29 protein-coding genes are annotated in these 25,913 nt (G+C 43.3%); 28 read left to right on the top strand and 1 reads right to left on the bottom strand.

Annotation, left to right across the window (positions count from 1 at the left end; genetic code table 11):
• The first annotated feature begins 7 nt into the window (after window positions 1-7).
• The 21 genes from PCY71_RS08910 to PCY71_RS08810 all read left to right on the top strand — a co-directional run bounded on the left by PCY71_RS08910 (window position 8) and on the right by PCY71_RS08810 (window position 19,008).
• Window positions 8-280 (top strand): hypothetical protein, encoded by a 273-nt coding sequence (locus PCY71_RS08910; RefSeq protein ID WP_002894417.1) that lies wholly within the window; start codon window positions 8-10, stop codon window positions 278-280.
• A 1-nt stretch (window position 281) separates the two neighbouring features.
• Window positions 282-641: a hypothetical protein gene (locus PCY71_RS08905; RefSeq protein ID WP_048773666.1), complete on the top strand. Its 360-nt coding sequence runs from the start codon at window positions 282-284 to the stop codon at window positions 639-641.
• Complete coding sequence (locus PCY71_RS08900) at window positions 632-2,257, top strand: virulence protein (RefSeq protein WP_048773667.1); 1,626 nt, start codon at window positions 632-634, stop codon at window positions 2,255-2,257. The genes PCY71_RS08905 and PCY71_RS08900 overlap by 10 nt, the downstream gene beginning before the upstream one ends.
• Window positions 2,258-2,271: 14 nt before the next feature.
• Entirely contained in the window at window positions 2,272-2,898 is a 627-nt protein-coding gene (locus tag PCY71_RS08895; protein ID WP_048773669.1) for a hypothetical protein, read from the top strand.
• Window positions 2,895-3,521 (top strand): hypothetical protein, encoded by a 627-nt coding sequence (locus PCY71_RS08890; RefSeq protein ID WP_048773671.1) that lies wholly within the window; start codon window positions 2,895-2,897, stop codon window positions 3,519-3,521. Before PCY71_RS08895 ends, PCY71_RS08890 begins: the two co-directional genes overlap by 4 nt.
• Complete coding sequence (locus PCY71_RS08885; protein ID WP_048773673.1) at window positions 3,518-4,126, top strand: hypothetical protein; 609 nt, start codon at window positions 3,518-3,520, stop codon at window positions 4,124-4,126. Before PCY71_RS08890 ends, PCY71_RS08885 begins: the two co-directional genes overlap by 4 nt.
• A complete protein-coding gene (locus PCY71_RS08880; protein ID WP_048773675.1) occupies window positions 4,123-4,740 on the top strand; it encodes a hypothetical protein in 618 nt (205 codons plus the stop codon). Before PCY71_RS08885 ends, PCY71_RS08880 begins: the two co-directional genes overlap by 4 nt.
• A gap of 365 nt (window positions 4,741-5,105) precedes the next feature.
• A complete protein-coding gene (adhE, locus tag PCY71_RS08875; protein WP_048773677.1) occupies window positions 5,106-7,760 on the top strand; it encodes a bifunctional acetaldehyde-CoA/alcohol dehydrogenase in 2,655 nt (884 codons plus the stop codon).
• Between the two features lie 202 nt (window positions 7,761-7,962).
• Entirely contained in the window at window positions 7,963-8,121 is a 159-nt protein-coding gene (locus tag PCY71_RS08870; RefSeq protein WP_075202705.1) for a shikimate dehydrogenase, read from the top strand.
• A gap of 82 nt (window positions 8,122-8,203) precedes the next feature.
• A complete protein-coding gene (locus PCY71_RS08865) occupies window positions 8,204-8,884 on the top strand; it encodes a DUF6796 family protein (RefSeq protein ID WP_048773678.1) in 681 nt (226 codons plus the stop codon).
• Window positions 8,885-9,000: 116 nt separating this feature from the next.
• Entirely contained in the window at window positions 9,001-10,002 is a 1,002-nt protein-coding gene (locus tag PCY71_RS08860) for an alpha/beta fold hydrolase (protein ID WP_048773680.1), read from the top strand.
• A gap of 376 nt (window positions 10,003-10,378) precedes the next feature.
• On the top strand, window positions 10,379-11,077 hold the full coding sequence (locus tag PCY71_RS08855; RefSeq protein ID WP_048773683.1) for an N-acetylmannosamine-6-phosphate 2-epimerase: 699 nt from the start codon (window positions 10,379-10,381) through the stop codon (window positions 11,075-11,077).
• A gap of 13 nt (window positions 11,078-11,090) precedes the next feature.
• Window positions 11,091-12,227, top strand: coding sequence for an ABC transporter ATP-binding protein (locus PCY71_RS08850; protein ID WP_002931787.1), 1,137 nt, complete (start codon window positions 11,091-11,093; stop codon window positions 12,225-12,227).
• A 257-nt stretch (window positions 12,228-12,484) separates the two neighbouring features.
• Window positions 12,485-13,804 carry an ABC transporter substrate-binding protein gene (locus tag PCY71_RS08845; RefSeq protein WP_048773686.1) on the top strand — a complete coding sequence of 440 codons (1,320 nt, stop codon included), beginning with the start codon at window positions 12,485-12,487 and terminating at the stop codon, window positions 13,802-13,804.
• Window positions 13,805-13,899: 95 nt separating this feature from the next.
• Window positions 13,900-14,787, top strand: coding sequence for a carbohydrate ABC transporter permease (locus PCY71_RS08840; RefSeq protein ID WP_048773688.1), 888 nt, complete (start codon window positions 13,900-13,902; stop codon window positions 14,785-14,787).
• A gap of 16 nt (window positions 14,788-14,803) precedes the next feature.
• Window positions 14,804-15,634, top strand: coding sequence for a carbohydrate ABC transporter permease (locus PCY71_RS08835; RefSeq protein WP_002905745.1), 831 nt, complete (start codon window positions 14,804-14,806; stop codon window positions 15,632-15,634).
• Window positions 15,635-15,638: 4 nt separating this feature from the next.
• The gene (locus tag PCY71_RS08830; protein WP_048773690.1) at window positions 15,639-16,091 is read left to right on the top strand and encodes a YhcH/YjgK/YiaL family protein; all 453 of its coding nucleotides are present in this window, start codon (window positions 15,639-15,641) and stop codon (window positions 16,089-16,091) included.
• A 21-nt stretch (window positions 16,092-16,112) separates the two neighbouring features.
• Window positions 16,113-16,763, top strand: coding sequence for a DUF624 domain-containing protein (locus PCY71_RS08825; RefSeq protein ID WP_002922731.1), 651 nt, complete (start codon window positions 16,113-16,115; stop codon window positions 16,761-16,763).
• 34 nt (window positions 16,764-16,797) lie between these two features.
• Window positions 16,798-17,715 carry an N-acetylneuraminate lyase gene (locus PCY71_RS08820; RefSeq protein WP_048773692.1) on the top strand — a complete coding sequence of 306 codons (918 nt, stop codon included), beginning with the start codon at window positions 16,798-16,800 and terminating at the stop codon, window positions 17,713-17,715.
• Between the two features lie 33 nt (window positions 17,716-17,748).
• On the top strand, window positions 17,749-18,633 hold the full coding sequence (locus PCY71_RS08815) for an ROK family protein (RefSeq protein WP_048773694.1): 885 nt from the start codon (window positions 17,749-17,751) through the stop codon (window positions 18,631-18,633).
• Window positions 18,634-18,678: 45 nt separating this feature from the next.
• Complete coding sequence (locus PCY71_RS08810) at window positions 18,679-19,008, top strand: hypothetical protein (RefSeq protein WP_048773695.1); 330 nt, start codon at window positions 18,679-18,681, stop codon at window positions 19,006-19,008.
• Window positions 19,009-19,068: 60 nt separating this feature from the next.
• On the opposite strand, the gene PCY71_RS08805 is transcribed toward PCY71_RS08810, so the two are convergent.
• On the bottom strand, window positions 19,069-19,920 hold the full coding sequence (locus PCY71_RS08805) for a MurR/RpiR family transcriptional regulator (RefSeq protein WP_048773697.1): 852 nt from the start codon (window positions 19,918-19,920) through the stop codon (window positions 19,069-19,071).
• Between the two features lie 413 nt (window positions 19,921-20,333).
• On the opposite strand from PCY71_RS08805, the gene PCY71_RS08800 reads away from it, so the two are divergent.
• The 7 genes from PCY71_RS08800 to PCY71_RS08770 all read left to right on the top strand — a co-directional run bounded on the left by PCY71_RS08800 (window position 20,334) and on the right by PCY71_RS08770 (window position 25,849).
• On the top strand, window positions 20,334-20,657 hold the full coding sequence (locus tag PCY71_RS08800) for a hypothetical protein (RefSeq protein ID WP_011836319.1): 324 nt from the start codon (window positions 20,334-20,336) through the stop codon (window positions 20,655-20,657).
• Complete coding sequence (locus tag PCY71_RS08795; protein WP_048773698.1) at window positions 20,647-22,602, top strand: V-type ATP synthase subunit I; 1,956 nt, start codon at window positions 20,647-20,649, stop codon at window positions 22,600-22,602. The genes PCY71_RS08800 and PCY71_RS08795 overlap by 11 nt, the downstream gene beginning before the upstream one ends.
• Window positions 22,603-22,734: 132 nt before the next feature.
• On the top strand, window positions 22,735-23,214 hold the full coding sequence (locus PCY71_RS08790) for a V-type ATP synthase subunit K (protein ID WP_002898768.1): 480 nt from the start codon (window positions 22,735-22,737) through the stop codon (window positions 23,212-23,214).
• Between the two features lie 10 nt (window positions 23,215-23,224).
• Complete coding sequence (locus tag PCY71_RS08785; RefSeq protein ID WP_048773700.1) at window positions 23,225-23,815, top strand: ATP synthase subunit E; 591 nt, start codon at window positions 23,225-23,227, stop codon at window positions 23,813-23,815.
• 10 nt (window positions 23,816-23,825) lie between these two features.
• The gene (locus PCY71_RS08780; protein WP_048773701.1) at window positions 23,826-24,839 is read left to right on the top strand and encodes a V-type ATPase subunit; all 1,014 of its coding nucleotides are present in this window, start codon (window positions 23,826-23,828) and stop codon (window positions 24,837-24,839) included.
• Window positions 24,826-25,146 (top strand): V-type ATP synthase subunit F, encoded by a 321-nt coding sequence (locus PCY71_RS08775; RefSeq protein ID WP_002894448.1) that lies wholly within the window; start codon window positions 24,826-24,828, stop codon window positions 25,144-25,146. Before PCY71_RS08780 ends, PCY71_RS08775 begins: the two co-directional genes overlap by 14 nt.
• Window positions 25,147-25,153: 7 nt before the next feature.
• Window positions 25,154-25,849: a GNAT family protein gene (locus PCY71_RS08770; protein ID WP_048773703.1), complete on the top strand. Its 696-nt coding sequence runs from the start codon at window positions 25,154-25,156 to the stop codon at window positions 25,847-25,849.
• Window positions 25,850-25,913: the final 64 nt, after the last annotated feature.

Raw genomic sequence — 25,913 nt, 5'->3', positions numbered from 1 at the left:
AGCAACAATGGGACAAATTAAATCAAGCGCCATTTCAGCTGGCTCTGCTATCAGTGAGCTAGTTGGAGTTGATACTAGCAATGCACAAAATCAACAAGTCGAATTTTCCTATACAACAGGGATTGCTGGGATGGAAGCTGGCCGTCAGGCCTGCAATCAAATGCTACAGGCTGTCAGTGACTTCAGCTCAGCTGTTCTGACTCAGGCCAATAAATTTCCAGAAATTGCTGCAAAAATTGAGAAACGCGATATAGAGGAAGCCAAGCGCTGGGAGAGTTGAGATGAAGGCAGATAAAAGCGAAAAAGAACGCCAGGCACTTTACGAAAAAATCCTCAAAGTCGACCAAAAAGAAGACGAATTTATGACGATGAAACGTCAATACGAGATTTCCCTGGCGAATTTTGCGACGGATTTCCAATACTTGACGACCCGAATGGAACATCTACTTTATGAACACCCTCAAAGCTCTGCTGCCCTCAGTCGTGATTTATCAGAAACTCAGTATCTTAACCGACAGGTTAAGAACTATGTGGATGTTCAGATGGATGAACTTGGAAAGCTCAGTCGTCAAACAAGAAAGACTATGGAAGAAGAGCGAGACAAACTGACCAAAGAAAGGAATAGTCTGCCATGGGAGTAAAATATAGTGCAGCAGATTCAGCCCAGCTTATCCAAGCGATGACCAGCAACCTTCAAGTAGCCAATCAAGTGACCGATCGTCTATCTAGTGGCTGCGACCATCTGATTGCCTCTTTGGAGTCGGGTGAGCTGCAGGGAGCGGCTTATACAGCGGGGAAAGGCTTATTTACTGAGGTAATCATCCCTGCCATCAAGAAGTTGCAAGAGGCTATTGATGATATTCAGGGAGAGCTTGCTTCCTATAAAAGTGCTGATTCCGAGGTGGCTGGATATGGCGAATTGGACTTGGATCTACTGAAGGAACAGCTGAAAATAAAAAATGAGCAACTGGCAAAAGTAGAAAAGCAGATTGCAGATAATCAAGATTTTTTCCGTAATGCAGGAGCTCTGCTGACAGGTAAGTTGGGAGACCTTTTATCTCAGACATCTGCTTTAATGGAAGTTGAAACTCAACTAAATATCGGTATTCGAGAAATTCAAGAAAAAATAGACAAACTGGAATGGTTTGTGGATCAGGTGTCCCAGTATTTCACAGATAGTCTGCAGGTTTTGGGTTTAGCTATCCAAGGAGCGACGCAGCTTAGTCAGGTATTGGTAGACAGTGAGGGTAATTACTCTACTGATGGTATAGATATGAGTTGGTCTACTAAGATGAAGGCTCAGAAGATTCAGACTATTTCGAAGAAAAAATATCTAGAGCCTAAAGAACGATTGATTCAAGAAGCTTCTCGGAATATGATGCTATCGGATGAAGGGGATGCCTATTATCGTAGTCAACTCAAGGAAAAGTTAAAGGGGAAACCGCGTTCAGAATGGGATAAGATTGTTGATGATTATAATCATACTCTAAAGATTGACAATGAAGGCAATATAATTGATATTTTTGATTTTAGAGCTTATAAGGATCGTCATTATCAAAAAGATGATAACTTTTCTGTACTAAAAAATGGAAAGTATGATAGTGCTTATACGAGAATGGTCAATGAAAAATACCAAGAACTTATTCAAGAAAATTTTGAAGCTAATTCTGTTGACTTGGCTAAGGGAGTAGTAGAAATTTTAGCTGGTCTTGGTATTTATGCTGGTACTTCTCTAGGAGCAGCTTTTGCTTTGGAGTGGGCTCCACTAACTGGAGGTGGCTCGGCGCTAGTAGCAGCAGCAGCTGTAGAAGCAGGGTATATTACTGCAGAAGGCCTAGTTGTAGATGGGACTTTGTCAGTTGCTAGAACTCTTTATGAAATTGATACAGCGAATTTAGGAGTTACCCTCAGTGCAGCTAGTAACTATAACAGCTGGCAGGCAAATAAACCGACGAGTAAGACCATTTCCGGCAGAGGTGGTAAACTAATTGAAGCCCGAGTAGGAAATCGAAAAGTGAAGCTTCGTGTGGATTGGGAGCCAACTAGTGGTACTAATGGTGATGGAGTGTTCCAGGTTCAATCTGGAAGTGGAAAGTCGGGGTATTCTATCGATGAGCATATTGATATAGGAAAAATATCAGATAGAAATTCAGTAATGAATTGGGTAAATAAAACAAGGAGACTGAAAAATCTTAATGAGAGTGTCAAAAATGAAATTGTAGATAGAATTTGGAAAACTTTTCAAAATAATTACTGAAATTAGGAGAGAACATGAGACTATATATCAAAAGTGATTTTAAGAAAAAAATAACATTTACTACTAGAGAGCTTGTTTGGAAGATGTGGTTTAAAGAATGGAATGGCCATTTGATTACTACTTCTAATGTGGGTGATAATGAGATGTTACAAGATGATTTCTTTTTTGGAGTTCAATTTGATAAATGGCGATTTAATGATAAACGATGGAATCATATACCATACGACAAGAGCGATCCTTGGAATTCGTTTTCTGATGAAAATATTCAATTGGAATTTGAAAATGATTTTATTACTGATGGGAGAGAACGTGGAGAAAACCTTAGGATTGCTACGACACATACAGATATTTTAACGGTTGATAAACGTGCTATGTATATCATGGCAGTCGAGATAGCTTCTGCTATTGATGGGCAGATTAGTGAGGATGACAAAGAGACCTGGATTGATGTAGAGACTTTTAAGGAGTTGCACAAGGACGTCTTATCACTAACCTACGATCAAGCAACTGATATCAGTGTGGAGGAACTGAAAAGTATGAAACCTGTAGAGGACCTTTTGTGGGATGAAGAGGAACGGCTTCATGAAGAATACATCAAAATCCATGGTGAACGAGTTTATGACGATGAGGAAGAAGATTGAAATTATATTTAAAAGGTGATTACACCAAAGAAATTCCGTTTGATTATTTAGAACTAGCGAAGAGAATGTGGTTTGATACTAAAGATGGTAAGCGAGTAGATTTTTCTTATTTTGGAAATACTCGCCCATTTAAAACAGACCCAACTATTCACTTGAAATTGAATAAGTGGATGCATGATAGTAGATGGAATAATGTTCGGTTGAAAGAAGGGATTACCAACGAATTTGGAAGTCATGTATATGAAAAACTTGAATTAGATTTTGAAGATAATCCAGCAACAGACTATCGAGAAAAAGGAGACTGTCTACGTTTAGCTTCTACCCACCTTGAACTTCTCACTGTTGATAAACGTGCCTTCTATATTATGGCACTTGACATTGCGACTGCCATTGATGGTCAGATTAGCGAAGATGATAAAGAGAGCTGGTTAAGTGTGGAGGAATTTAAAAACCGGCATGAAGATATCCTTTCGATGAGTTATGAACAGGCTAATGAGCTGAGCCTTGAAGAAATTCCGTTTATGGATGATGTTCGAGACCCAGTTTGGGAAGAAGATGACTGCAGAAATGAGGAGTACATTAAAATCCATGGAGAGGTAGAGTTGGACGACGAGGACGAATGAAATTATATTTAAAAGGCGATTACACAAAAAAAGTACCTTATGGTTATTTAGAACTTGCTGGTAAAATGTGGTTTCCAGAAGATGAGCAAATTTCTTACTCAAATGCTGGGAACAATGATGCATTACAAGAAGATTTTTTCTCAAATTTATCCTTGAGGAAAGGCACTGCTGATAAGAGATGGTCTAGTGTCCCCCTAAAGGAAGGGGTACGAAGACTCTTTTCACATATTAAGGAATGTATTGAAATTAATTTTGAAGATGCAGTTGCTACAGATTATAATGAAAAGGGGGACTATCTCCGAATTTTAACCAGCCATCTGGAAGTTTTGACAGTTGATAAACGTGCTATGTATATTATGGCGCTTGAGATTGCAAAGGTGATTGACGGGCAAATTAGCGAAAATGATAAGGCTAGCTGGTTGACAATTGAGGAGTTTAAAAGAAAACATGAGGCTATTCTATCTCTAACTTTTGGAGAAGCAAAAGAACTAAGTTTGACAGAAATTCAAACGATGGATATTGTAGACGACCCTCTTTGGGAGGAAGAAGCTACTCGTCGAAAAGAATACATACTAGCACATGGAGGCGATATCTCAGATTTATGAGACTATACATCAATGGTGATTATACTAGAAAAGTGCCATTTGGCTACAGAGAACTCGCATGGAAAATGTGGTTTAAAGAAAGAAATGGCCAAAAAATAAGTTTCTCAAATGTCGGGGATGACGAGATGTTGCAAAATGACTTCTATTTATCTTTGCGGTTAGATAAGTGGGGAGCAAGTGGCTCTCGTTGGAAAGATGTCAAGGTTAAAGGTGGCAGTGCAATCAATTCCCAAAAATATGAAAATATTGATTTGGATTATGAGGGAAGTTATGAAAGCGACGGTAGAGAAAAGGGCAAATATTTAAGAATTGCTTCAAATTATCGGGATGTTTTAACAGTTGATAAACGAGCTATGTATATTATGGCACTTGAAATTGCGACTGCGATTGACGGTCAAATTAGTGAAGATGATAAGAAAACATGGCTAACAATCGAGGAATTCAAGAAAAAGCAAGAAGATATCTTATCTTTGACCTTTGAGGAAGCAAATGAGATGAGTTTGGAAGAAATTCAGACGATGGATGCTATTGACGACCCCATCTGGGAAGAATTGGATCGGAAACGTGAAGAATATATCAAAATAAATGGTGAACGTGTTTATGATGACGATTGAGATTATCATTTAAAATAGAAATTAAGGTTCATTTTTTAGATGTTTATGATGTTTATAAAGTAATGATCAGCTCGGTTCGTCCGAGCTTTTTATACCTAAGCAAAGAAAGCGTTTTCATATATTATGTGAAAGTAAAAGTATGTGAAATCTTTAAAATGTAAAAAATTTTTTCACAATAACTAAAATTATAGACTGTAAAATCGGCGAATTTGTTATTTATTTCACAAATTAATAGAGAAAAGTTTGTGAATGTTAAGTGAAAGTGTTTACAAAAATCATTAAATGGGTTATAATTGAATTGTGAAATATTTAACAAAGGTTAGAGTTCTTCGTCTAACCTAAGGCAAAACCATTGGAGGAATAGAATGGCTGAAAAGAAGAAAACGGTAGAACAAGAAGACAAGGCTTTGGCAGCGCAAAAGCATGTCGATGAATTGGTGCAAAAAGGTCTGGTTGCACTTGAGGAAATGAGAAAGCTGAATCAGGAACAGGTGGACTACATCGTAGCCAAGGCCTCTGTAGCAGCTTTGGATGCCCACGGTGAGTTGGCTCTGCACGCTTATGAAGAAACGGGCCGTGGAGTTTTTGAAGATAAGGCAACGAAAAACCTTTTCGCCTGTGAACACGTTGTGAATAATATGCGCCATACGAAGACAGTTGGTGTTATTGAAGAAGATGATGTGACTGGACTGACCTTGATTGCAGAGCCAGTGGGTGTTGTCTGCGGAATTACTCCAACAACCAACCCGACTTCAACAGCGATTTTCAAATCTTTGATTTCCTTGAAGACTCGTAATCCGATCATCTTTGCTTTCCACCCATCAGCTCAAGAATCTTCTGCTCATGCAGCACAAATCGTGCGTGATGCAGCGATTGCAGCAGGTGCGCCTGAAAACTGTGTACAGTGGATTACAGCGCCATCTATGGAAGCAACTTCTGCACTCATGAACCACGAAGGAATCGCAACAATCCTTGCGACAGGTGGTAACGCAATGGTGAAGGCAGCTTATTCATGTGGTAAGCCAGCTCTTGGGGTTGGTGCCGGAAACGTACCAGCTTATGTGGAAAAATCCGCTAATATCCGTCAAGCAGCGCATGATATCGTTATGTCTAAGTCCTTTGACAATGGTATGGTCTGTGCTTCTGAGCAAGCGGTTATCATTGACAAGGAAGTTTATGATGAATTTGTAGCAGAGTTCAAATCTTATCATACCTACTTTGTAAATAAGAAAGAAAAAGCTCTCTTGGAAGAATTCTGCTTCGGTGCTAAGGCAAATAGCAAGAACTGTGCTGGTGCTAAGCTAAATCCGGATATCGTTGGTAAGCCAGCTACTTGGATTGCAGAGCAAGCAGGTTTCAGCGTGCCAGAAGATACGAATATCTTGGCTGCAGAGTGTAAAGAAGTTGGTGAAAAAGAGCCGTTGACACGTGAAAAACTGTCACCTGTCATTGCTGTGCTCAAGTCTGAATCCCGTGAAGACGGTGTTGAAAAAGCCCGTCAAATGGTAGAATTCCATGGTCTTGGTCACTCAGCCGCTATCCATACAGCGGACGAAGAGTTGACCAAGGAATTTGGTAAGGCTGTCCGTGCTATCCGTGTTATTTGCAACTCACCTTCTACTTTCGGCGGTATCGGAGATGTTTATAATGCCTTCCTGCCATCACTGACTCTGGGCTGTGGATCTTATGGTCGCAACTCAGTTGGTGATAACGTTAGTGCTGTGAATCTCTTGAACATCAAAAAAGTAGGAAGACGTAGAAATAATATGCAATGGATGAAACTCCCTTCAAAAACTTACTTCGAGCGTGACTCTATCCAATACCTGCAAAAATGTCGTGATGTGGAACGTGTCATGATCGTTACAGACCATGCTATGGTAGAGCTTGGTTTCCTAGATCGTATCATCGAACAACTTGATCTTCGTCGTAATAAGGTTGTTTACCAAATCTTTGCAGACGTAGAACCAGATCCAGATATCACTACAGTTGAACGTGGTACAGAGATTATGCGTACCTTCAAACCTGATACAATCATCGCGCTTGGTGGTGGTTCACCAATGGACGCAGCTAAAGTAATGTGGCTCTTCTATGAGCAACCAGAAGTGGACTTCCGTGATCTTGTGCAAAAATTCATGGATATCCGTAAACGTGCCTTCAAATTCCCGTTGCTTGGTAAGAAGACTAAGTTTATCGCAATCCCTACAACATCTGGTACAGGTTCAGAAGTAACACCGTTTGCCGTTATCTCTGACAAGGCTAACAACCGTAAGTACCCAATCGCTGACTACTCTCTGACTCCAACTGTAGCCATCGTAGACCCAGCTCTGGTACTGACTGTTCCAGGATTTGTTGCAGCAGACACTGGTATGGACGTGCTGACCCACGCAACAGAAGCTTATGTATCTCAGATGGCAAGCGACTTTACAGATGGTTTGGCTCTCCAAGCGATCAAACTAGTCTTTGAAAATCTGGAAAGCTCTGTTAAGAACGCTGACTTCCACTCTCGCGAAAAGATGCACAATGCCTCTACTATCGCTGGTATGGCCTTTGCCAATGCCTTCCTGGGAATTTCCCACTCTATGGCCCATAAGATTGGTGCTCAGTTCCATACGATCCACGGTCGTACCAATGCGATCTTGCTGCCATATGTAATCCGCTACAACGGTACACGTCCAGCTAAGACAGCGACATGGCCTAAGTACAACTACTACCGTGCGGATGAGAAATACCAAGACATCGCTCGTATGCTTGGCTTGCCAGCTTCTACTCCAGAAGAAGGTGTTGAATCATTTGCGAAAGCTGTTTATGAACTGGGAGAACGTGTCGGTATCGAAATGAACTTCAAGGCTCAAGGTATTGACGAAAAAGAATGGAAAGAACATTCACGCGAATTGGCCTTCCTTGCTTATGAAGACCAATGCTCTCCAGCCAACCCACGCCTTCCAATGGTTGACCACATGCAGGAAATCATCGAAGACGCATACTATGGCTACAAGGAACGCCCAGGACGCCGCAAATAAGCGAATAGCTTCCTTAATTAAAAATAAGACAGTTTGTCGGTTATCCCCTACCCTTTGGTAGGGGATTTTTCTATGTGTCTTAGCGAGGCAAGACCGTCGGTCGAAGCCGAGCTTAGAGACATTGATGCTGAGGAGCGTAGTGACGTGAGCGCTATGTGTCTTAACGAAACGTGTCCGTAGGACAAAGTTGAGTTATAGAGCAGTGGATGCAGTTTTGTCCGTTAGGAAGAAAGCTATATACCTTGAAGAAACACATAGCGAGGCAAGACCGTCGGTCGAAGCCGGGCTTAGAGACATTGATGCTGAGGAGCGTAGCGACGTGAGTGCTAGATCTCTTAACGAAAAGAGCTTGCTGGGATAAAAAGACGTAAACCTTCTAACTACTTGTTATTGAGCGAGCTTTTGTGCTAAGATAAGGGGACAATGGAAAAAAGGAGAGCAATGTGATTTTTTTATCTTTATGGGCTGGGCTGTTGAGTGGTCTTTGCTGGTTGTTGGGGGATATTCTGCTGGTTGGCTTTGAGGTAAACAAGAAAAGTTATGCTTCCTTTACGGAGCAGAGTCGGATTGGCAATAAGAAGCTGGCTATGCTGATGCTGTCTGGCTCTGTCGGTCGGCTGCGTCTGGGCGCTCTGGTGGCTAACTTCTCAATCCCTCTTATGTTAGTCTCGCTTTATGCTCTCTTTGGTTTGACAAATAAGGGCTTGTGGGCCTATCTGTCAATAGCCTTGTTAGGAATTGGATTTGCCCTGTCGCCAGTGGCACATGTGGCCTTTTACTACGTTGGGATCATCAGCAAAAAGGCTTATAAACGAAGCGGTGGACAGGTCTGCTCAGACGAAGATAGCGAGCTTATCAATGAAGCAGTGCTCTTTCTAGATATAACCTGGCGGACAGCTATCGCTCTGACCGGTCTAGGCTGGCTCGTTTACTCACTGCTAATAGTTACCGGTCAGACAATATTGCCTACTTATCTGGGGTTGCTGAGTCCTTTACCTCTCAGTCTGTTGACTATCTTACTGGTAGAAAAGCTGAGAATCGGACGTCCCTACCTTAACGGAGCTGGCCTAAATATAGGATTTAGTTTGTTCTATTTACTGCTCCTGCTTCATATAGGTTCTTAGGAGGTGAATCGGTAAAATTTCAAAAAAAACAGAAAATCTATATATTAACCTATTGAAGATTTCCTCTTTCTATGGTATGATGAAAGAGGTTTCAAGAATCGTTGGGAGGATAAGACATGAAAAACCCTACTTTACTTAAAGAAATGTTACATTATCGCGGAAGAGATGAAATGCCCGACGATTTTGATGCCTTTTGGAATAAACAAGTGGCGGAGGTGGAAGTGCCTCAGGACTACCAGTTGCTGGAAAAAGATTTTCAAATTGCATATGCGACTTGCTATGAGCTAACCTTCAAGTCTGGAAACGGTGGACAAATCTACGCTAAGCTAGTTGTGCCTAAGTTATCAGAAAAAGTTCCGGTATTGTTTCATTTTCACGGTTATATGGGGCAGGGCTGGGATTGGTCTGATATGCTGGCCTATACGGCAGCGGGCTGGGGTGTGGTGTCGATGGATGTGCGTGGTCAGTCAGGCTATTCAATGGATGGTGATAGAGAAGCTCGCGGCAATACTGTTAAAGGACATATTATCCGCGGGGCTCTAGATGGACCGGATCAGCTCTTTTTCAAGGATGTCTATCTGGATGTTTACACCTTGGTCGAGCTAGTGGCTGATTTGGACTTTGTGGATGAAAACCGTTTGTCTAGTTTTGGTGGTTCACAGGGCGGAGCCTTGGCTTTGGTAGCAGCTGCTTTAAATTCTCGGATTAAGCAGACTGTAGCCATCTATCCCTTCCTTGCTGACTTTAGACGGGTTTTGGAGATTGGCAATACCAGTGAAGCCTATGATGAGCTCTTTCGTTATTTCAAATTCCATGATCCTTTTCATGAGACAGAAGAGCAGTTGTTGCAGACACTTGCTTATATTGACGTGAAAAATCTGGCCCATCGTATTAGCTGTCCAGTGCAGATGATTATTGGTCTGGAGGATGATGTTTGCTATCCTATCACACAATTTGCCATTTATAACCGCTTGGCTGGAGAAAAGGAGTATCATCTCCTGCCTGAGTATGGGCATGAGGCTATGAATGTCCGTGTCAGCGATACTGTCTTTAACTGGCTCTGCGGAACCAAAATAAAAAGACTTTCTCTCATTTCGGATTTTAAATCCGAGAGATAATATTTGTCCCCCTTTGGGGCTAGGCCTTTGCCTAGCCCTTTTTACTTGCCTGAGGGAGTATAGAAAGTGAGAACCTTTTTAGAAGTTTGCTTGCTCTTTCATTGGCTTTTCTACAAAACGGAATCCTGAAAGTACTTTCAGGAATTTCTGTTTTTCTGGAAAATTCGGAAACTATAATCTAAATCTCAAACAATATTGAAAGCGCTTTAAAAATTATTTATAATAACATTATGAAATACTCGAGTTAAAAAATGGAGTCTAGGATAAGGACGTAAAAATATTTGTTTGCGCCTTCTTCTCTGCTCCACCTGAGGTCCTAGGTAGTTGTTAGACTATCTGATCAGACCGATGTCTTACGAAAGGAGATTGTATATTCATGTCACAGATTTTAAAAGATGACTTGATAGCTAAGATTAAAGACGGCATCATTGTTTCCTGTCAAGCCTTGCCCCAGGAGCCGCTTTATACGGAAGCTGGAGGAGTGATTCCTCTCTTGGTCAAGGCAGCTGAGCAGGGCGGTGCTGTAGGTATTCGAGCTAATAGCGTTCGCGATATTCGGGAGATTAAGGAAGTAACTTCTCTGCCTATCATCGGAATTATCAAACGCGACTATCCGCCACAAGAGCCTTTTATCACGGCTACCATGCGGGAAGTGGATGAGTTGGCTGCTCTGGATATTGAAGTCATTGCTCTGGACTGTACCAAGCGGGAGCGCCATGATGGCCTGACAATTGCGGATTTCATCAAGCAGGTCAAGGCCAAGTATCCCCATCAGCTATTGATGGCAGATATCAGCACCTATGAGGAAGCCGCTGCTGCTGTAGAAGCTGGTGTAGACTTTGTCGGCACGACCTTATCGGGCTACACTTCCTACAGCCCTAAGGTTGACGGACCAGACATTGAGCTTATCCGCCGCTTGTGCCAAGCAGGCTTTGATGTCATCGCTGAAGGAAAGATTCACTATCCGAGTCAAGCCAAGCAGATACATGATTTGGGTGTAAGAGGCATCGTTGTCGGAGGAGCCATTACTCGGCCTAAAGAAATTACAGAGCGCTTTGTTGCAGGATTAAAATAAGTGAGGTAGATGAATGACAACCTTAACACTAAATAAACTATATAAAAAATATCCTAATAGTGATTTTTACTCTGTTGAAAATTTTGATTTGGATATTAAGGATAAGGAGTTTATCGTTTTTGTAGGACCTTCCGGTTGCGGGAAATCAACAACCTTGCGGATGATTGCAGGACTTGAGGATATCACAGAAGGGGAGCTCTATATTGATCAAAACCTTGTCAATGACATTGCTCCTAAAGATCGGGATATCGCCATGGTTTTTCAAAATTATGCCCTTTATCCTCACATGACTGTTTATGACAATATGGCATTCGGACTTAAGCTTCGCAAGTATGACAAGGCTGATATTGACAAAAGAGTCCAGGAAGCGGCGGAAATCCTTGGGCTGAAAGAGCTGCTGGATCGTAAACCGGCCGACTTATCTGGTGGTCAGCGTCAGCGTGTAGCTATGGGGCGGGCGATTGTTCGTGATGCCAAGGTCTTCCTTATGGATGAGCCCTTGTCTAACTTGGATGCTAAACTGCGCGTGTCCATGCGGGCAGAAATCGCAAAAATTCACCGCCGTATCGGAGCGACGACTATCTATGTAACCCACGACCAGACCGAGGCCATGACCTTGGCTGACCGCATCGTTATCATGTCAGCTACTAAGAATGAAGCAGGAACAGGTACTATCGGCCGAATCGAGCAAATCGGTACGCCTCAGGAACTTTATAACGAGCCAGCTAATAAATTTGTGGCAGGTTTTATCGGCAGTCCAGCCATGAATTTCTTTGAAGTGAACTTAGAGGGCAATCAGCTTACAGATGGACAAGGCTTTGCTGTTGGACTCCCAGACGGTCAGCGTAAAATCCTAGAAGAAAAAGGCTATCAAGGAAAGAAAGTGATACTGGGCATTCGACCAGAGGATATCTCAGCTGAGTTGATAGTAGAAGATACTTTTCCAGATAGCACTGTAGATGCTGAAGTCACCGTTTCTGAGTTACTAGGCAGCGAGTCTGTTCTCTATTGTAAGGCTGGCGTACAAGAATTTTCAGCCAAAGTGGAAGCTTCTAACTATTTGGAGCCTGGCTCTAAAATTCGCTTTACCTTTAAGATGCCTAAGGCTCATATATTTGATTTTGATAGTCAGGAGAGAATCAAAATCTAAGAATTTTAAATAAAAATGAAGACGCTATCTTTAAAAAGAGAATTATTAAAAGGGAGTGAATTTATCGAGTTAAGGTTCTAAAAATACTTATTTACTGTTCTGAAGAAACAGTAAAACAAGAAGGACTAACAGGTCCATGTCTGTCACCAGGTCCAATCCTTACTTGAAACTGGAAAAACAAAGACAAATAAGCCTCTCAGTTTTTGTAAAGAAAAGGACTAGATTTAAGAGAAATTCATTTTTAAGGAGAAAAGAATATGAAATTCGGAAAATTATTCGCATCGTTATTGACAGGTGCTGCAATTATTTCTTTAGCAGCTTGTGGAAACAATGGCGGATCAGATAAAACAGCTAGCTCTGGCAGTAATTCTGGCAAAACAGAGATTACTTGGTGGGCTTTCCCAGTCTTCACACAGGAAAATGCCAACGATGGTGTTGGAACTTATGAAAAATCAATTATCGAGGCTTTTGAAAAAGAGAACCCAGATATTCATGTCAATCTGGAAACTATTGACTTTAAATCTGGTCCTGAAAAGATTACGACAGCTATCGAAGCGGGCACAGCACCGGATGTTTTATTTGATGCACCAGGTCGGATTATTCAGTATGGAAAAAATGGTAAATTAGCTGATTTGAACGATCTATTTACTGATGACTTTGTCAAAGATGTCAATAATGATAATATTATCCAAGCCAGCAAGGCAGGAGACAAAGCTTACATGTATCCTATCAGCTCTGCTCCATTCTATATGGCTTTCAATAAGAAAATGTTGGAAGATGCCGGTGTAGCAAATCTTGTCAAGGAAGGCTGGACAACATCTGATTTTGAAAAAGTGCTGAAAGCTCTGAAAGATAAAGGCTATACTCCAGGTTCCCTCTTTAGTAATGGTCAAGGTGGAGACCAAGGAACTCGTGCCTTCATCGCTAATCTTTATGGCGGATCTATTACAGACGAAAAAGTTACCAAATACACAACTGACGATCCTAAGTTTGTCAAAGGACTGGAAAAAGCAGTTGGTTGGATTAACGACGGTTTGATGATGAACGGCTCTCAATATGATGGTGGAGCAGATATTCAAAACTTTGCTAACGGCCAAACATCCTACACTCTTCTTTGGGCTCCTTCTCAAAATGGTATTCAAGCACAACTTTTAGAAGCCAGCAAAGTCGATGTAGTGGAAGTACCGTTCCCATCAGAATCTGGCAAACCAGCTCTTGAATATCTTGTAAACGGATTTGCAGTCTTTAACAATAAAGATGAAAAGAAAGTAGCAGCTTCTAAGAAGTTCGTCCAATTTATTGCTGATGACAAAGAGTGGGGACCTAAGAATGTAGTTCGCACAGGTGCTTTCCCAGTTCGTACTTCATTTGGAAAACTCTATGATGATAAACGTATGGAAACCATCAGTGGATGGACTCAGTACTATTCACCATATTACAACACGATTGATGGCTTTGCGGAAATGAGAACTCTTTGGTTCCCAATGCTCCAATCTGTATCCAATGGTGATGAAAAGGTTGAACCTGCTTTGAAGACATTTACAGAAAAAGCAAACGAAACAATTACTAAAAAATAAGCAAATGTGAAATCCTCCCCTTTTTCTGTTGACAGTTTCTAGAGGTAGAAAAAGGGGGATTTTGTTAGAAAATCTTGAAAGAGGGGTACCTCATTGTGAAAGTCAATAAAATCAGAATGAAAGAAACCCTAGTATCATACGCGTTTTTAGCTCCAATTCTGATATTTTTCACGGTATTTGTCTTGGCACCTATGATTATGGGTTTTGTTACTAGTTTTTTTAACTATACGATGACCTCCTTTACTTTTGTCGGATTTGATAATTATATTCGGATGTTTAAAGATCCGGTCTTTATGAAATCGCTGATTAATACGGTCATTATCGTGGTCGGCTCTGTGCCGATTGTAGTTCTCTTCTCTTTGTTTGTGGCTTCGCAGACTTATGAGATGAATGCTGTCTCTCGTTCCTTTTACCGTTTTGTATTCTTCCTGCCAGTTGTTACAGGGAGCGTAGCTGTGACGGTCGTATGGAAATGGATCTACGATCCGCTGTCTGGTATTTTGAACTTTGTTTTGAAGTCAGGCCATGTCATCAATCAAAATATTTCTTGGCTTGGGGATAAACATTGGGCATTGCTAGCGATTATCATTATTCTCTTAACAACTTCTGTGGGTCAACCTATCATTCTCTATATCGCAGCTATGGGAAATATTGACAATTCTCTAGTTGAGGCTGCGCGAGTGGATGGTGCAACAGAATTGCAAGTCTTCTGGAAGATCAAATGGCCTAGCCTGCTTCCAACAACCCTTTACATTGCTATCATTACTACAATTAACTCATTCCAGTGTTTTGCCTTGATTCAGCTCTTGACATCAGGCGGACCTAATTACTCAACCAGTACGCTCATGTACTATCTGTATGAAAAAGCCTTCAAGTTATCTGAATACGGCTATGCTAATACAATGGGAGTCTTTTTAGCAGTCATGATTGCCATCATCAGCTTCGCCCAATTCAAGATTCTTGGAAACGATGTAGAATACTAGAGAAAGGAGAAAGAAGATGCAAACTAAAAAAATGAACGTTTTTAAGGTGGTATCAGGCTTTGTTCTGGCCATATTAACCATCCTCTTTGTCTTTCCTTTCTATTGGATTTTGACAGGAGCTTTCAAGTCTCAACCAGCAACGATTGTCATTCCGCCAGAATGGTGGCCAAAAATGCCAACGGTTGAAAACTTCCAGCAATTGATGGTGCAAAATCCAGCCATGCAATGGATGTGGAATAGTGTTTTCATTTCGCTTGCGACCATGTTTCTGGTCTGCGCCACGTCTTCTTTGGCAGGATATGTTTTGGCCAAGAAGCGGTTCTATGGTCAACGGATTCTTTTTGCCATCTTCATTGCGGCCATGGCTTTGCCTAAGCAAGTAGTACTGGTACCACTAGTGCGTATTGTTAATTTCATGGGAATTCACGATACCTTGGCAGCAGTAATTTTACCGTTGGTTGGCTGGCCTTTCGGAGTTTTTCTAATGAAGCAGTTCAGTGAAAACATCCCGACAGAGCTTCTTGAGTCTGCTAAAATCGACGGTTGTGGCGAAATTCGGACTTTCTGGAGTGTTGCTTTTCCGATTGTCAAACCGGGCTTTGCGGCTCTAGCTATTTTCACCTTTATCAATACTTGGAACGACTACTTTATGCAATTGGTTATGTTGACATCTCGGCAGAATCTGACAATTTCTCTCGGGGTTGCGACCATGCAGGCTGAAATGGCAACCAACTATGGCCTCATTATGGCTGGAGCAGCTTTGGCTGCAGTGCCAATTGTGGCGGTCTTCCTCATCTTCCAAAAATCCTTCACACAAGGAATCACTATGGGAGCTGTTAAAGGATAGAAATATGATTTTTGATCAATTAGAGAATCTCGTTCGCTATCGAGGGATTCACAAAAATATCGATACAGCTATTGATTATCTCCTGAGTCACGATGTATCTAATCTAAATTCAGGGCGCTATGAAGTAGATGGTGATAGGGTCTTCTTCTTTTTGCAGGAAAATACTCTCAGTCAGCAGCAAGAGGAAAGCTTTGAATTCCACCAGAGATACTTGGACCTGCACTTTCTTTTGGAAGGGCATGAGCTGATCCAATACGGCTGTCAGATTAGAGAAGTTCAGGAAGCCTATGATGAAGGTCGAGATATTGGTTTTGTTGTTTGCGAACAGACTTATCCGCTCTTGTTAGACGGTCTCAATTTTGCTGCTTTTTTGCCAGAAGAAGCCCACCAGCCTAATCAATTTGCTGGCAGAGAAGAGACAGTTAAAAAATGTGTGTTTAAAGTTTTGTTGGATTAATATTTGAAAAGGAGGCTAGCAATGGATAAAAGAGGTGCCCGATTGATAGAGACTATTTTTGATACGGATAATTTCTTTATGCAGATTTGTGAGAAAATCCTTGATTTAGCGACAGTAAACTTGCTTTTTCTGCTGACATCTCTGCCTCTTCTAACCATTGGTATTGCGAAGCTAAGCCTCTATCAAACTCTTTTTGAGATCAAAGGCGGTCGTCGTGTAAAAGTAACGGCTGTCTATATCAAGGCCTTCCGAGAAAATTGGCAGTTGGGCTTCAAATTGGGCCTGCTGGAGCTGATGCTGTCTGCTATCAGTATTTTTGACCTCCTTCTTATCTGGGGTCAGGAGGCTCTGCCTTTTCAAATACTGAAAGTTGCCTGCTTTGCTCTTCTTATCTTTACAACAGCGCTCTTTCTGTGTGTTTATCCACTGGCTGGCCGATTTGAGCAGTCTCTCATAGGTGGGTTACAGACTAGTCTAGTTTTGCTCAGTCTTAACTTTCCTTGGTTTTTCCTGATGATAGCTATTCTAGTAGCTATTTTGACAGTGCTTCTTAGTTCAGGACTTTTACTTTTACTAGGGCTATCGCTCTTTGTTTTAATCGGTTTTGCTGGATTGGCCTTCACGCAGATTACTGTTTTAGAAAAGATTTTTGCCAAATACGAAAAGCCTTAATTTATAGAAATTCTAGATTTGGAGATAAAAGAAAATGAAAAATATGACCAAATACCAAGGTGTCATTCCTGCTTTCTACGCCTGCTATGACGAGGAGGGTGAAATCAGCCCGGAGCGGACTCGCGCTTTAGTGGAATATTTCATCGCCAAGGGCGTACAAGGTCTTTATGTCAACGGTTCTTCGGGCGAGTGTATCTATCTGAGTGTAGAGGACCGAAAACGGGTTCTAGAAGAAGTGATGAAAGTTGCTAAGGGGCGTCTGACCATCATTGCCCACGTGGCTTGTAACAATACTAAAGACAGCGTGGAGCTGGCTCGTCATGCGGAAAGTTTAGGTGTCGATGCTATTGCAGCTATTCCGCCGATTTATTTCCGTCTGCCAGAGTATTCGGTTGCCCAGTATTGGAATGACATTAGTGCGGCGGCGCCTAATACTGATTTCGTGATTTACAATATCCCTCAGCTGGCTGGTGTAGCCTTGACTCCTAGTCTTTATAAGGAAATGCTCAAGAATGAGCGCGTGATTGGTGTGAAGAACTCTTCAATGCCGGTGCAGGATATTCAGACCTTTGTAGCTCTTGGGGGAGAAAATCATGTAGTCTTTAATGGTCCAGATGAGCAATTCTTAGGTGGCCGTCTTATGGGTGCTGCCGCCGGTATCGGTGGTACATACGGAGCTATGCCAGAACTCTTCCTCAAACTCAATCAACTGATTGCTGACAAGGAATTGGAACGTGCTAAAGAGTTGCAATATGCGATAAATGCCATCATCGGAAAATTAACCAGCGCCCATGGCAATATGTACGCTGTTATTAAGGGTGTTTTGGAAATTAACGAAGACTTGACCATCGGATCTGTCCGCTCTCCTCTGACACCAGTGCAGGAAAGTGATCGGCCAATTGTGGAAGAAGCTGCTCAGTTGATTAGACAAACCAAGGAGCAATTTTTATAAGCAACAGGATAAACACTAGAGAGAAGGTGTGCTATGAAACACTATGTTGCTATTGATATTGGCGGCACCAATATCAAGTATGGCTTAATCAACGAGGCGGAAACCTTGGTGGAAGCACATGAAATGCCGACGGAGGCCCGCAAAGGCGGTCCGGGAATTATGCAGAAAGTTGAAGGAATTGTTGCAGCCTATTTAGAAAAAGTACCTCTGGCTGGGATTTGTATTTCTTCAGCTGGCATGGTGGATCCAGACAAGGGTGAAATTTTCTATGCCGGGCCACAGATTCCGAATTACGCTGGCACCCAGTTCAAAAAAGTGCTGGAAGAAAAATTCTCCCTGCCTTGTGAGATTGAAAATGATGTCAACTGTGCTGGCTTGGCGGAGGCTATGTCGGGCAGCGGCAAGGGAGCCAAGATTGCCCTTTGTTTGACGATTGGTACAGGTATTGGAGGCTGTCTAGTCGTAGATGGTCAAGTCTTCCATGGTTTTAGTAACTCTGCTTGTGAGGTCGGTTACCTGCATCTACCAGACGGAGCCTTTCAGGATGTGGCATCTACAACTGCTTTAGTCAATTATGTGGCTGAGCTACACGGAGAAGACGCAGAGCATTGGAATGGCCGTCGGATTTTCAAAGAAGCAACTGAGGGCAATAAACTCTGTATCGAGGGCATCGATCGCATGGTTGGCTATCTAGGTCAAGGAATTGCCAATATCTGCTATGTTGTTAATCCAGAAGTTGTTATCCTAGGAGGCGGCATTATGGGACAAGAAGCTATTCTTAGACCGCGTATTCAGGCGGTTTTGCAGGATGCTTTGGTTCCAAGTATTGCTGACAAAACCAAACTGGCCTTTGCTCATCATCAAAATACTGCGGGTATGTTTGGAGCCTACTATCATTTCAAAAATAGACAAGTTTAACCTGAGATTTTTCTCAGGTTCCTTGTCTTTCAAGAGGAAAATCAAATGACAGAAAGAAGTTTCATTCAGGAAGCTGCTCAGCTTCTAGGTTCCTTGATGGAAGATTTTCAAAAGAAGACAATTCGGTCAAGTGATGAAATCCGCTTTTATAAGTGCTTAGCAGAAATTTTGAGGAGTTTGGAGAAAACCAAGGCTCTGGATAACTGTCTTCTCATTGCTCTTGAAAGATTTCATAAAAGTGCTAGTTTTTTAATTGGTCTTAGTAGCCTCAAACTGGAGCAGACTACGTATCAAAAGTGGTGTGCCTACGATGCCTTTCATATGGAAAAAGTTCAGCCCCAATTAGAAATCTACGGGCCAATCCTTCCCTTGTGAAAGAAAGAGGAAAAAGTTAGACCGAAAAAGAAAAACGAGTCAGAAAATCCTGATTCGTTTTTATCTTTTGTGAATATTTCGACGGTAGTAGCCATTCAATTTCTGGTTTTCCCAATAGCTGTTAAAGATTCTTTCTTTCTTCTCGCGGTTAATCTCGAGGAAAAAAGCATAGATGAGGTCAATCATGAGAAGCATGGGAAATTGTGCGGAAATTCGCAGGATAAACTCAGGCTTGCTTTGAAGAGCAACAGGAACGACTTCAGTGAAGTCCTCTTGAATCTTTTCAGGCTGTCCTGTCACCAAGATGGTTTTTGCTCCCATATTTTTAGCGTCAATCAAGCTGTCAATGATGGACTGGGTCTGTCCGGATAGAGAAAATCCGATAACGAGGCAGTTCTTGTCCAGAATACTAGTTGTCCAAGCGAAGCCATCTTGGTCAGTTAGGGCTTCACAAACGACTCCCAGTCTCATGAAGCGCAGCTTCATATCACGTGCTACTAAGCCTGAGCTCCCTGTTCCAAAGAAATAAACTCGATCTGCCTCTTCTATGATTTGAGCCACTCGCTCCAGCTTTTCCTCATCTATCAGTTCTTTTGTCTGCTGGTGGATTTGATTATAGTTGTACAAGACATGACGGGATAAGCTGCTTTGCATATTATCCGACTCGGTTTGCGCCTTTTGTAGGTCCTGTAAATATTGAAAGCTAAATTCCCGATAACCTTTAAAGCCGCATTTTTTGGCGAAACGGGTCAAGGCTGCTTGAGAAATGTGCAAGGTTTGAGCGACTTGCAAAGAGGATAAATCCTCTTGAATACTATTTGGATCCAAAAAATAGTGACCAATCCTCTGTTCCAAGTCGGTCATCTTGTCAAGATGGCTCTCAATGATGGCCAAGATATTCTGCTGACTCATAAAATCACTTTCTTATGGGATAATGTTTAGTAAAAGTTTAAGGGCTGTTCTGGTTGGAAAGTACATTTGAAGCCACTTTTACTTTTCTGCTATTCTATATTTGTCTTAGAATGTGTTTATATTATAACATAGTTATAGACAAATAAACCGTTTGCAAGACTGAAACTTATCAAGAGTGTACAGTTGAGACTGATTTGTAAGTATTGAAATGAATCAAATCTATATCGGCTTTTCCTATCAGTTTGAGATGCCTGTTTAGTAATCTCTGACTGTTTTTCTGAAAATATGTTATAATTTATGCAAGTACGAAGCTGTATTCCTGAAGATGATTTGCCAGATGGTTGGACTGTCAGCCAGGAATGCAGATTTTAAAATCCGTTTTCGAAGGTTTTTGAAAACGAGGGGGTGAATAGATGGCCAATGAAACACTTGAAAAAATGCAGGAAATTGAGACTGCTGCAGAAGAAGTTTTGATGGGCTACAGAACGCAGACTCAGGAGCTGCGACAGCAAGTAGATGAAGATCTCAGGCAGCTGGCTCTGACTTATGACAATGAAACGCAGAAGCTGGCAGAGGAATTAACCGCGTCTTCCCAACAAAAGTTGGTGCTCCTGCAGCAAGACTTGGAGCAGACAACCCAGCAAAATGAGGACAAGGTTGCGGCAGCGCTGACAGACAAAAAAGCAGACTTGGCGCGAGCCATTGTAGAGAAGGTGGTAGAAGCCTATGGCCATTAGTCAAATGCGGCAGCTGTCTCTGCTTCTGCCCAAGGAACTGCTGGACCAGCTTCTCTTTTACCTACAGGGTTTAGAGTCGGTTCAGATTCATGACTTGCGGCAGGAAGAGGACTGGCAGGCAGCTTTTGAGCAGGCTTTAGTCGGCCGGCCGGATCAGCAGCTATCTCAGCAGGATTTGCTCGGTCGTCAGGAAAAGCTCGAGAGGCTGATTGCAGAGCTAGAGCCTTTTATGCCGAAAAAGAAACTGCTGGAATCCTTAAAAGAAGAGCCTTTAGAATTATCCTTTACTGCTTTAGAGCAGGCAGGGAAGGCTCGCGATGAGGTTGCGCTATTAGAAGGAATCAGTAAGCAACTCAGGGTCTTGCAAGAGGCCAAGGGTCAGATAGAAGCTGATCGCTTAGAAGTGGCTGCGCTGGAGAAGTGGGAGCCACTGGAGCTAACACCGCAAGCAGCTGCGACTTTCAGCCATCTGGGAGCTTTGATTGGGACGATTCCTAATACCGACGACGATGCTCTGCGCTTGGCTCTGGGAGCACATCCTGACCTGAAGTTTCAGGAAGTCTTTACCGATGATACGGAGCATGGGGTTCTTATGTTTTACAAGACAGGCTCTCTGGAAGATGTTCGCAAAATCTTGAAAGAGTATGGCTTTAAGCCTTTTGAGTATGACCACGCGGAACTGCCTGCTGAGCGGATAGCCCTGCTCAAGGCCAACATTCGACAGCAGGAGGCTGTGGCGGAAGCTATGACCAAGAGTCTGGCAGCTTCCAAGAATGAACTGGACCAGCTCAAGGTTCAACTGAACTATCTCTGCAATCTCTCCTCCCGTCAAGAAAGTAAGAATCAGTTAGCCAGCACGCAAAATCTGGCAGCCTTGGAAGGCTGGATCGAAAGCAATCAAGTTCAAGCTCTTGAGGCTTGCTTGACAGAGCAGTTTGGTCAGAGCATTCTCATCCAGACCAGAGAGATTCGACAGGATGAGGAAGATAAGGTTCCGACCAAGCTTAAAAACAATGCCTTGGTGGAGCCCTTCGAGCTAGTGACAGAGATGTATTCCTTGCCTAAGTATGGTGATAAGGATCCAACCCCTGTCGTTTCCCTATTTTATTTTGTATTCTTTGGCATGATGGTTGCCGACATCGGCTACGGCCTTTTGCTCTTTGTGGGCACCAGTCTGGCGCTGCACTTCTTGCATGTCAAGTCGGGACTGGCTAAGAATCTGCGATTCTTCCGCCTGCTGGGTGTGGCAGTCATCATCTGGGGGCTGGTTTATGGTTCTTTCTTTGGCTTTGAACTGCCCTTCGCTCTCATTAGCACCAGCTCCGACGCCATGACGATTCTGGTTATTTCGGTCGTCTTTGGCTTTGTTACAGTGCTGGCTGGCCTCTTCCTCAGCGGTCTGAAAAATATCCGCCTCAAAGATTATGCAGAAGCTTATAATGCAGGCTTTGCTTGGGTGCTGATTTTGCTGGGGCTGCTACTCTTGGCCTTGGGAAATTTCTTCCCATCCTTGGCCTTTGCAGCAACGATTGGTCAATGGCTGGCCATCATCAACGCTCTGGGTATACTGGCAGTATCCATTGTCAGTGCTAAGAGCTTGGCAGGATTGGGGTCAGGTCTCTTTAATCTCTACAATGTCAGCGGTTATGTGGGAGATCTTGTCAGCTTTACGCGGCTGATGGCTCTGGGGCTTTCGGGAGCCAGCATTGGCTCGGCCTTTAACTTGATTGTCAGCCTCTTTCCACCTGTCGCTCGCTTTAGCATTGGCATTCTGCTCTTTATTGCTTTGCATCTGGTCAATATGTTTCTATCTTTTCTGTCCGGCTATGTGCACGGAGCGCGTTTGATTTTCGTGGAATTCTTCGGAAAATTCTATGACGGCGGTGGCAAGCCTTTCACTCCGCTCAAGCCTAGCGAAAAATACGTTCAGCAAAGCAAGAAATAAAGATTAGGAACTATGTTAAGAGATGAGAAGCTCATCTTTAGAAAAACACTTTCTACAACATCAAAACAAGTATTATTCATTCAACTAGCTGTTGGTTTTACGGCGATTACAGCATTTTCATAGGAGTAAATCATGGAACATTTAGCATCATATTTTGGAACTTACGGCGGCGCCTTTTTTGCAGGTCTGGGAGTAGCTTTGGCGGTCTTTCTCAGCGGAATGGGCTCAGCTCTAGGTGTTGGAAGCACTGGTCAGGCAGCGGCAGCCCTCTTGAAAGAGCAGCCGGAAAAATTCGCTCAAGCTTTGATTTTACAGCTTTTGCCAGGTACCCAAGGTCTCTATGGCTTTGTTATCGGGATTACCGTCTTCTTTAATATCAAGCCGGAATTGGCTCTGCAGTCAGGAGTAGCCTATTTCCTAGCAGCTTTGCCAGTTGCCATTGTTGGTTACTTTTCAGCCAAGCATCAAGGACGAGTGGCGACAGCTGGTATTCAGATTTTGGCCAAGCGTCCGGAAGAGGTCATGAAAGGGGTTATCCTAGCGGCCATGGTTGAAACCTACGCCATCTTGGCCTTCGTTGTATCCTTCATCATGGTTCTGAATGTGAAGTAAGGAGGCTTTTATGTCTGACATATCAGATCTCAAAGCTTCTGTCTTGGAGCAGGCTCACGAAAAGGGGCGTTTGCTTTTGGCTGAGGCTACTGAGAAAATAGAGCATGAAGCCAAGGAACGTGAGACCCAACTGGTTCGGCAAAAGCTTGGACAGCGGGAGCAGCAGCTAAAAGAAATCAGCCGGCGCAGTCAGCGCGAAATTCAGCAGCTAGAAAATCAAAAGCGCCAGTCTACTTTGGTTATCAAGCAGCGGGTTCTCAGAGAGCTTTTTGAAGAGGCTTATGCTCAGATGGCGGCATGGTCATCAGCTGAAGAGGAACATTTTCTGAAGAGTGTCCTGGCTAAATACCCAGAGGAAGAATTGACACTGACTTTCGGTGCTCTATCAGCTGGGAAATTCAGCTCCAGCCAGTTAGAAGACTTGAAAAAATCCTTTCCGCAAGTACACTTTTCAGACCAGTCCATAGCCGCTCAGGCAGGCTTTGTGCTAAGCCAAGGACGGGTGGATGATAGTTATCTCTATCGCGACTTGCTGGACTCTGTCTGGCAGGAGGAAAGTTACCGTCTGGCTCAGGACATTTTCAAAGATCAGGCAGAATAGGAGGCGGACCATGAGTGAAACAAGCTTCTCTCAAGTCAATACAGCCATTAGTGTGCAGGAGGCTTCCTTTTTGACGCCCCAGCAATATGATCAGTTGCTGCAGGCTGACGATCCTGCCAGCCGTTCGGCTCTTCTGCAGGGAACGGTCTACTCCATGGATTCTGAAGCGATTAAGGATCTCAATGCCATTGAGCAAGTACTGATGAAGCATTTGTATTCCGTCTATAATTGGGCGCTTGAGATTAGTCCTAGTAAGGAGCTGGTGGAGATTTTCACGCTCCGCTATACCTACCACAATCTCAAAGTTTTTCTCAAGGGTCGGGCGACAGGTCAGTCCCTGGAGCATTTGCTGATGCCAGTGGGGACCTATTCGCTGGAGGTTTTGGAGCACTTAGTCATGGCCTTTTCGGCTGAGTATTGTCCAGATTTCATGCTGGACGAGGTGCTTGCGACCTGGCAGGAATACCAGGATTATCAGGATGTGCGCGTCTTGGAGATTGGCATGGATATGGCTTATTTCCAGCATCTCAAGCGCCTGACACAGGAGTTGGAAGATGACCGTCTGTTGCAGCTGGTGAATCTGACTATTGATTTTTACAATGCCATCACGGTCAAGCGGGCTGTTGGCTTGGAGAAACCGCACAGCTTTATGAGGCAGCTCCTGTCTGATGAAGGGAGCCTCTCTGCTGCCAACTGGATTGCCATGGCAGAGCAGGGAGATTTCTTGACATGGTTCAGCCAGATCAATCCCTGTGGTTACGATTTGGATCTGCGCTCCTATGAGGAGAAAATGAGGAACCAGACCTTGACGACAGTAGAGCTAGAATATCTAGCGGACCTCTTGCAGGCCAAGTTGCTGGCGACTGGTCAGTTTGAGACAGATGGCCCGCTTCCTCTGGCCCGCTATCTGCTGGGCAAGGAGCTGGAAGTCAAGAATCTGCGGCTGATTTTGACCGGTATGGACAATCAGCTGCCAGTAGAGCTTATCAGAGAAAGGATGCGACCGATTTATGGACAAGACTAGCTACAAGATTGCTGTCGTGGGGAATCGCGACACCATCCTCCCTTTTAAGCTGATTGGTTTTCAGACCTTTCCAGTGAAAGAAGCTCAGGAGACGGTCAATACCCTGCGTCGGCTCGCCCGTGAAGATTTCGGCATTATCTATCTGACGGAGGATATGGCTGCGGATATTCCAGAAACCCTGGCCTACTATGACCAGCTGGAGATTCCTGCTCTTGTGCTCATTCCTACCCATAAGGGGAGCACGGGACTGGCTCTTTCGCGGATTCATGAAAATGTCGAAAAGGCTGTCGGACAAGATATATTGTGAGGTTTTTATGCGAATCAATCAACTAGGTCAACCCATTGGGGATGCTCTGCCGGATTTTCAGCTGGGGGAATTACCCAATCTGGAGCGAATTGAAGGCCAGTATGTTATTATCGAGCGTTTGTCCAAGGACAAGCATGGAGCGGATTTGTATGAAGTGTATGGACCGGATTCTCCTGCGGATATGTGGACCTATCTTTTTCAAAATCCTTCCCAAAGTCAGGCAGAATGGTCCCAGAAGCTAGATCAAATGCTGGCAGCACAGGATCGTTTTCACTATGCGATTGTGGATAAGGAGAGCGGTAAGGCTCTAGGAACTTTTGCCTTGATGAGGATTGACAGAAATAACCGTGTCATTGAAGTGGGAGCTGTGACCTATTCGCCCAAACTGAAGCGCACCAGACTGGCTACGGAAGCCCAGTACTTACTGGCACGCTATGTCTTTGAAGAGCTGGAGTATCGCCGCTATGAATGGAAATGCGATGCCCTCAATCAGCCTTCAAGGCGGGCAGCAGAGCGGCTTGGTTTCACCTATGAAGGCAGGTTTCGTCAGGCTGTTGTATATAAGGGGCGCAACCGAGACACGGACTGGCTGTCTATGATTGACAGGGATTGGCCGACCGTCAAGAGCCGTCTAGAAAAATGGCTGAGCCCAGACAATTTCGACGAAAAGGGCCGGCAAATAAAATCCTTATCTGATTTTTAAAATAAAAAGTAACAATCTTTGCCCTAGAGTTAGCTAAGAAGAATTTCAAACTCGCGGCAAGAAT

It is taken from the genome of Streptococcus sp. SN3, assembly GCF_030439905.1.
Note: the sequence above shows the minus strand (reverse complement) of the source record. Positions and strands in the feature narration are given on the sequence as shown.